Origin of the sequence: Pseudomonas batumici (assembly GCF_000820515.1) — a bacterium.
Classification (GTDB): domain Bacteria; phylum Pseudomonadota; class Gammaproteobacteria; order Pseudomonadales; family Pseudomonadaceae; genus Aquipseudomonas; species Aquipseudomonas batumici.
This window is the reverse complement of sequence record NZ_JXDG01000034.1, coordinates 86,606-94,486: the sequence shown is the minus strand read 5'-3', so window position 1 is coordinate 94,486 and position 7,881 is coordinate 86,606. Positions and strand designations below refer to the sequence as shown.

Annotated in this window: 8 protein-coding genes; 6 read left to right on the top strand and 2 right to left on the bottom strand. The window is 61.5% G+C overall.

Annotated features, from left to right (window positions below):
* The 3 genes from UCMB321_RS31215 to UCMB321_RS13160 all read left to right on the top strand — a co-directional run.
* A partial coding sequence (locus tag UCMB321_RS31215) for a hypothetical protein (RefSeq protein ID WP_209437165.1) occupies nucleotides 1–379 on the top strand: 379 nt, incomplete at its 5' end.
* A gap of 27 nt (nucleotides 380–406) precedes the next feature.
* The gene (locus UCMB321_RS13165) at nucleotides 407–1,036 is read left to right on the top strand and encodes a LysE family translocator (protein ID WP_040067381.1); all 630 of its coding nucleotides are present in this window, start codon (nucleotides 407–409) and stop codon (nucleotides 1,034–1,036) included.
* A gap of 78 nt (nucleotides 1,037–1,114) precedes the next feature.
* Complete coding sequence (locus UCMB321_RS13160) at nucleotides 1,115–1,804, top strand: GNAT family N-acetyltransferase (protein WP_040067367.1); 690 nt, start codon at nucleotides 1,115–1,117, stop codon at nucleotides 1,802–1,804.
* A gap of 150 nt (nucleotides 1,805–1,954) precedes the next feature.
* On the opposite strand, the gene UCMB321_RS13155 is transcribed toward UCMB321_RS13160, so the two are convergent.
* Entirely contained in the window at nucleotides 1,955–2,806 is an 852-nt protein-coding gene (locus UCMB321_RS13155; protein WP_040067365.1) for a CAP domain-containing protein, read from the bottom strand.
* A 406-nt stretch (nucleotides 2,807–3,212) separates the two neighbouring features.
* On the opposite strand from UCMB321_RS13155, the gene mqo reads away from it, so the two are divergent.
* On the top strand, nucleotides 3,213–4,859 hold the full coding sequence (gene mqo, locus UCMB321_RS13150; RefSeq protein WP_040067362.1) for a malate dehydrogenase (quinone): 1,647 nt from the start codon (nucleotides 3,213–3,215) through the stop codon (nucleotides 4,857–4,859).
* 479 nt (nucleotides 4,860–5,338) lie between these two features.
* Entirely contained in the window at nucleotides 5,339–5,764 is a 426-nt protein-coding gene (locus tag UCMB321_RS13145; RefSeq protein WP_040067360.1) for a DUF3592 domain-containing protein, read from the top strand.
* Between the two features lie 63 nt (nucleotides 5,765–5,827).
* Here the strand turns inward: UCMB321_RS13145 and UCMB321_RS13140 are convergent, their stop codons facing one another.
* Nucleotides 5,828–6,751, bottom strand: coding sequence for a LysR family transcriptional regulator (locus tag UCMB321_RS13140; RefSeq protein WP_040067358.1), 924 nt, complete (start codon nucleotides 6,749–6,751; stop codon nucleotides 5,828–5,830).
* A 207-nt stretch (nucleotides 6,752–6,958) separates the two neighbouring features.
* On the opposite strand from UCMB321_RS13140, the gene UCMB321_RS13135 reads away from it, so the two are divergent.
* Nucleotides 6,959–7,813 carry a pirin family protein gene (locus tag UCMB321_RS13135; RefSeq protein WP_040067356.1) on the top strand — a complete coding sequence of 285 codons (855 nt, stop codon included), beginning with the start codon at nucleotides 6,959–6,961 and terminating at the stop codon, nucleotides 7,811–7,813.
* The last annotated feature ends 68 nt before the right edge of the window (nucleotides 7,814–7,881 follow it).

Genomic DNA, 7,881 nt, shown 5'->3' with positions numbered 1-7,881 from the left:
TTGCAGCAACAACCGCAGCTGCTGCCGCAACAGAGACTGCTTCAACAGCAGCATGAGACGGGACAGCTACCGCATCAGCCGCAGCAACAACCGCAGCCGCAACAGAAACCGCAACACCAGCAACATCCGTCTCAGCAGCAAGGGCCCCAGCAATGAAAACGGCGCGTCATCCATCACTCGAACAAAGAGGGTCCGGAATGTAATGGCGACCGATCTGATCATCGACATGTTGGAACGGGAGCAAGAAGATCGACAAGCCGCAGCAATTGGGTTTAGCGGTGTCCGTCCAGCCAACACACATTGGATGATACGCAGGACTGTTACGCCCGAATCGTTCCCGGCTGTTCCTGATGCCTGGCGCGCAACCAGGCTAAGGTGAGGGCCTTCCTTGTCGGGTGTGCTGACCATGATCGATCTCTCTTCCCTGGCGGTGTTCGCTGCCGCCGTGATGATGTTGCTGGTGATTCCCGGGCCCAACATGGCCTTTGTGACCACCCATGCCGTGGCCCATGGCTGGAAAGGTGGAGTGGCGGCGGCATTGGGTATCACCCTGGCTGATCTGTTGATGACCGTGGCGGTCAGCGCCGGGATCGGCGGGCTGGTCATGAGCTGGGCGCCGGCGTTCGAGCTGATCCGCTGGGCCGGTGCAGCCTACCTGCTGTGGCTGGCCTGGATGGCGTTGCGGGTCACGGCAACGGCGGCGCAAGACCAGGCCCCGCTGGTGTCGATGCGCTCGATCTTTGTCCGGGCCACGCTGAACAGCCTGCTCAATCCCAAGGCCTTGCTGTTTTTCATGGTCTTCCTGCCCCAGTTCGTCAGTCTCGAACGTGGCAGTATCACCCTGCAGTTGGTCGGGCTGGGGATCCTGCTGGCGCTGATCGCCCTGGTTTTTCATAGCTCGCTGGCAGTCTTTGCCAGCCTGGTTCGCGGCAGGCTGCCGGCCGGTGGCCTGTCCCGGCGCCTGGGCAGCTACGGCTTTGCCGCCGTGATGGCGGGGCTGGCGGCGCGCCTGGTATTGCTCAACCGCCCGACCTGATCAGGACGGGTTATCATGCTCGGGCCCTTTGCTGATGATCGCCGAGGGTGCGCCTCAATCCTCGGAGCCCGATGTTCGATGTCCACGATCACCTTGTTTGAAACCCCACCCCCGGAGTCGATCCACAGCCAGATCCAGCAGATGGTCGTGGATTACGTCACCGACGTCAGCCAGGTGGCCATCGCGCCGAGCAATCCGCTCTACAACCTGTATCAATATGGCGTCGGCTATGAAGTTCACCTGTATCTGCAGGCGATGGATGGCTCCAGGGGCCTGGCCGTTGAATTGATTGTGGCCACGGATGCGCAGGATCCCGAGAAGGTCATTGGTTTCCTGCTGTATCTGCCGGTGAAGGACGATCCGCAGGCGTGCTCGGTGGCCTATATGGCGGTGCGCGAAGGCTATCGGCGCCAGGGTGTCGCGCGGGCGATGATGCAGCGGATGCTCGAACGCTATCCCCATGTGGAACTGGCCTGCGTCGTCGGCAAGGTGCCGGTGTTCGAGGCCATGGGCTTCCAGGTACTGGCTGCGCGCGGGCCGCAGGTGCTGATGAATACCCGTGACCATGGCACCGATGGCCTGGTGGCGGTGCTGGATATCGCGCCCATCTATCGTTCGCTTGAAGTGCGACAGATTCATGCCTATCTGCTGCAGCAACACGGCAAGCGGGCGATGGTGGACGCCGAGAAGCAGCGTGATCGCCAGCTCGACCAGATGACCCGCCACGCCAGGGCTTTTGTCCTGGAGCGGCTGGGGGAGGCCGGCTGAGGACGATAGGATCCTGAGTCTGCCACAAAACCCAATGTGGGAGCGGCCGGTCGACGCTCGATTGCCGGCGATGGCGGCCGACGAGATCCTACAAGACTTGAGGGCCTCATCGCCGGCAAGCCGGCTCCCACAAGGGGGATGTCCGGTCAGTTAATGGGTGCCGAACATCGCGGTCCAGTAGATCCCCGAATCGCTCTTCGGATCCACCGCATAGGCGGCGCCCAGCTCGCGGAATTGCGGATTCATCAGGTTCGCGCAGTGGCCGGGGCTGGACAGCCAGCCGTCGACCACCTTGCGCACGGTGTCTTGCCCGGCGGCGATGTTCTCGCCGATCAACTGGCCGTTGTAGCCGGCCAGTTCGGCCCGGTCACCGGGGGTGCGACCGTCGCGGTCCTTGTGGTCGAAGAAGTTGTTGTTGGCCATGTTCCGCGTATGGTTTTCGGCGGCCCCCGCCAGTACGGCGTTCCAGGCCAACGGTGTGGTCGCGGCAAAGGCCTGGCCACCGCATTGGCGCGGTTGCCTGCGGGCGCTGTTGATCTGTTCCAGCAGCTTCTGGCCTTCCGCCTGCCAGTCACCCAGGCGCCCGCTCAGCAGCGGTCGCGCCAGCACGATGCGCCACTGCTGTCCTTCACGGTTGACGCCGATATCGACGAACTGCGGGTTCAGCACCACCTGGCAGAAACTTTCCTGCAGCGCTTTCATGGCCGCCGCCGCGTCGCGCGGTCCTGACAGGCTGATCGCCTGCACGGTGACCATCGGATAGGCCTTCGCGGCCAGCGCCTGCTGCAAGTTGCCCGGATTGTCGATGGGCAGCACCAGGCGTGGATCGGCAACCAGAGGTGGCAACTCCTGCGACGCCTGGCTCGCGCAGCGCTGTGCCTGGCTGCGGTACTGGTTGATCGAGTCAACCAGTTGCGCCTGGTCGGGGGACGCGGCGCTTGCCGTGAACACCGGGCCCAGCGCCAGGGTGGCCAGACCGATAAGCGAGGGTATGAAACGCATGGGTATCTCCCTTGGACGGACGGCTCCCATGATGCCGGATTTCCCAGGGCAGGAGCACTTGAACCCCGACCGGCTTAACCACAATCTTTGTAGTTCTTTTCTATGTAAAGGCGAGGCATTTTCATCAACTCACGTAGCTGAGGTATTATGCCGCAGCACGGAAGCGTCTAGCGTGCCTATCCGAGGTGACCAAACGTCGAAGGAGTTGCGAAAAAGCCTGACGGGCCTTGATGAATGAGCTGACTGACTCTGCTCATTGGCCAGGTCCGATCCAAGGCAAACAAAATGAGTGTCACCCAACGTAGCTGAAGCCAATGACTAACAAGAAGTCAGCGCAGGAGGGACATGAAACTGAGGCCGGTGATTTTCATGGGCCTTGTGTGTCTACCTATCCAGGTATTACTGAATGTTGAAGAAACTGAACACAGCGCTGCTGGGGCTGGCGGTGTCGATGGGCGCGATGTCCGTCCACGCGGCCGAAGCAAAGAAAGTCGATGTGCTGCTCATCGGCGGGGGCATCATGAGTTCGACCCTGGGGGTCGGGCTCAATCAGCTGCAGCCGGACTGGTCGATTGAGATGGTCGAGCGTCTCGACGGCGTCGCCGAGGAAAGCTCCAACGGCTGGAACAACGCCGGTACCGGCCACTCCGCCCTGGCCGAGTCGAACTACACGCCTTACGACAAAGACGGCAAGATCGATATCCACAAGGCGATCGAGATCAACGAGGCGTTCCAGATCACCCGTCAGTTCCTGTCCTGGCAGGTCCGTCAGGGCGTGCTGAAGAACCCGCACTCGTTCATCAACTCGACACCGCACATGAGCTTCATGTGGGGCGATGACAACGTCAAGTTCCTCAAGGATCGCTACGCGGCGCTGCAGACCAGCCCGCTGTTCAGCAGCATGCAGTACAGCGAAGATCAGGAGCAGATCAAGAAGTGGGTCCCGCTGATGATGGAAGGGCGTGATCCGAAGCAGAAGATCGCCGCCACCTGGACGCCCATCGGCACCGACGTGAACTTCGGCGAAATCACTCGCCAGTACGTCGCCCACCTGCAAGCCCAACCGAACTTCAAGCTGCATCTGTCGAGTGAAGTCGAGGACATCAAGCGCAACGACGACGGCAGTTGGCGTGTCACCTACAAGAACCTGAAGGACGGCAGCGAAACCGCGGCCGACGCCAAGTTCGTGTTCATCGGTGCCGGTGGCGGTTCGCTGCACCTGCTGCAGAAGTCCGGTATCCCTGAAGCCAACGACTACGCAGGCTTCCCGGTAGGCGGTTCGTTCCTGATCACCGATAACCAGGACATCGCCCTCAAGCATATGGCCAAGGCCTACGGTATCGCTTCGACCGGTGCGCCGCCCATGTCGGTTCCACACCTGGACACCCGTGTGTTGGACGGCAAGCGCGTGATCCTGTTCGGGCCATTCGCGACCTTCTCCACCAAGTTCCTGAAGAACGGTTCGTACTTCGACCTGCTGACCAGCACCACCACCCACAACGTCTGGCCGATGACCCGCGTGGGTATCGAGCAGTACCCGCTGGTCGAATACCTGGCCGGTCAGTTGATGATGTCGGATGACGATCGCTTCAACGCCCTGAAGGAATACTTCCCCCTGGCGAAGAAAGAAGACTGGCGCCTGTGGCAGGCCGGTCAGCGCGTGCAGATCATCAAGCGTGACGAAGAGAAGGGCGGTGTCCTGAAACTCGGTACCGAAGTGGTCACCGCCAAGGACAACAGCATCGCCGGTCTGCTGGGGGCATCGCCAGGTGCTTCCACTGCCGTGCCGATTATGCTGACCGTTCTGGAAAAGGTCTTCAAGGACCAGGTCGCGACGCCTGCCTGGCAGGAAAAGCTGCACCAGCTCATTCCAAGCTACGGCACCCAGCTCAACAGCAACCCTGAAGCCTTGCAGAAGGAATGGAACTACACCGCCGAGATCCTGCAACTGAGCAAGCCTCCGGTGATCGGCCAGACCGCAGCCGCTCCAGCGGCACCTGCGGGCGACAAGCCAAAGGCCGAGGGCTCTCCGGCGGCTGACATGGCGCTGTAAGACCTCGCCCCGCCAAACAGGGTTTGGCGGGGCAGCGTGCTCCCCCAAAACACCCGCTGCCCGGTCTCGCGACCGGTCAGTGGGTGTTTTTTTATGTCCGGGCGAAGGCTTTCGCCGCTGGAGCATGCCCCGTTTATTTTAAAACTCCACCCGTCGGGATCGAGTCGTGTGGGGGATTTAAATAGGGGTAGGTAATTCTTTTCAATATTTTAGGACGCTTCTTACTTTGTTTTGTTCTGGGTAGAGTTGATAGTTTATTGCGTGGTTGAGTGGCTGTCGGGTGATAAATTAATAGGTGCGTAATAGATTGAATAGTTGTTAGTGTTTACGCCGTTGACTGTCCGGAGAGTGTCTTGAAGTATGTCGGTAATGATGGATTGCGGCAGCCGATTCCAAGGCGCGGCGCTGTTTATCAGTCCTGTTCAGTGCAGGGCTCGCGGCGCTCCGGGACAGCGGAATAACCGGGGAGGGAGCGATTGATGGGCAAAACAAAGGATTTGTGGATATTTGTTCCGGTCGGTGTATTGATGATGTTGGGGGCGGTATTGATACACATCGACCGTCTTGTGGAGCAGGAGAAGATGATCAAGACCGTCGGCGAGGTCGTGAATGTCACCCGGGACGGTTGTATCACGGTGCGGTTCTTGACGAGCCGACAACAGACCGTTCAATTCAACGGCAGCCTCTGCGAACAGCCGCCAGGCTTCAAGACCGGGGAGTGGGTACCGGTGTTGTATGACCCGTCGCGGCCCGCTGCTGCCCGGATCAATAGTTTTTTGCACAACGGGTTGGTCACACTCTTGCTCGGGATCCTGGGCGCTGTCTTTACCTTGGTGGGCGGTATCGTCGCTTCGATCATCACCCTGCGCGCACATCGCGCCGCCAGGCGTTCCGAGCGCCGTTGATGGCCTGATCCGCGGCACAAGCTGCGTGGTCAACGGCCCGGATTGCTTGACGCTGAACGTCACTCAAGGGAGAGGGGGAGACTCCAGCAACGCATCCTGTCCATGGAGCTTTTCCATGAAGGTGTCGATAAACACCGACACCGCCAGCGGCAACTGGCGCCGACTCGGGTAGACCACGCTCATGCCCCGGCTCTTGCGTTGGTACTCGGGCAGCACCGGCACCAGTAACCCGGACTGCACATCGAGCCGGGCCATGGCCGGCGGTAACAGCACAATACCCAGGCCCGCCAGGGCGGCCTTGCGCAGCGACTGGGCGGTGTTGGCGCTGAAGCGGCCGCTGACCTGCACCTCTTCCTCCACGCCGCTGGGGTTGCTCAGGCGCCAGGTGGTGTGGCCGCTGGGGTGCGAGGAACTGATGCAGTCGTGGTGAACCAGATCCTGCAAGGTCGTCGGGGCGCCACGGGCTGCGAGATAGGCGGGGCTGGCCACCAGGCCGTCGCTACGCGGCCCCAGCAGTTGGCGGCCGACAAAGGCCGAATCCTGCAGGAGGCCGGCGCGGAAGGCGACGTCTATCTGTTCGGCGATCAGGTCGGCTTTTGCATCGCTGAGGACGAAGTCGAGACTGACCTGCGGATAGCGGGCGAGGAATTCGGCGATCCAGTCCATCGGGAAAAACTCGAAGAAATCGGCGGTGGCCGCCACGCGCACCAGACCGCTGGGGACCTGGTTGGCGTCTTGCAGTTCCAGGCTCGCGTCGAGCAAACCGTCGACGGCCCCGGCGCAACGAGCATGGAAGGCCTGACCGGCGCCGGTCAGCGTCAGCTTGCGGGTGGAGCGTTGCATCAGGCGTGTGCCGAGCCGGGCTTCAAGCTGCTGGATGCGCCGGCTCAGGGTATTGGCCGGCACCCCCAGGCGCCGCGCTGCCTCGGCAAAGCTGCCGTAGCGCACCACCTGGACGAACATGGCGATTTCATTCAGGTCGAGCATGGTTGAATTACTTCCATAAATGGATAAGTGAAATCCAATTATGCCATCTAGTCCAGTAATGAGGGGCGATCCATACTGCGTCGTAATCGACCCCGGACCGCGCCCCCCTGTTCATGGGGACAAGCGGTTTATCCGATCACTTTTCAGGAGTACTTCCATGACTGCACAACACCCGCTCATCGTCATCGACTCGACCCGGGAGGCCGCATGAGCACCGCCACTGCACGCGCCACGCAGCCGCGCGCCATTGTTTATCGTACCCACGGCAGCACGCACGGGGCGATCACGCGCCTGGTGAGTCCCGGTGACCTGGGTGGGTGGCTCAAGCCGTTCGTCTTCCTCGATCATTTCAGCTTCCGGACCAGGGCCGGCCAGCCGGGGTTCGGCATGCACCCGCATTCCGGTATCGCCACGTTGAGCTATCTGAGCGAAGGCGAGTTTTTCTATGAGGACAGCACTGGCGAGCAGGGCCGCTTGCTGGCCGGCGGCGTCGAATGGATGCAGGCGGGCAATGGTGTCTGGCACACCGGCTCGATCGTGCCCGAGGTCAGCCACGTGCGGGGATTCCAGCTCTGGGTGGCGCTACCGGCGGCGCAAGAGAATGCACCGGCCCGCAGTCAGTACCTGACGCCGTCCCAGGTGCAGCAGGAAGGGCCGGCGCGCGTGCTGCTGGGGCAGTATGGCGCGGCGCAGAGCCTGATCGAGGCGCCCGCACCGATGAATTACCTGGCCGTTCAGTTGAAGGACGGCGAGCGTTGGACCTATGTACCGCCAGCCGGTCACACCGTCGGCTGGGTTGCCGTCGATGTCGGCCGGCTTGACGCGGGTGACCGCAAGGGACTGCTCGGCGAGGGTGAACTGGCGATCTTCGAGGAGAACGAGGATGCCATTGAGTTGGTGGCCCGGGGCGACACCACCTTCGTACTGGGGTCGGCGCGCAAGCATCCCCATGACCTGGTGCTGGGCAACTACTCGGTGCATACCAGCGCCGCGGCGCTGGTCCAGGGCGAGGCCGAGATCCAGCGGATTGGCCGACGTCTGCGCGAAGAGGGGCGTCTGTAATTTTTTTCCCATAGGTTTTTTTGCGCCCGGTCAGACGTTGGTCGCATTTGTCTGGATATTATTCGGTG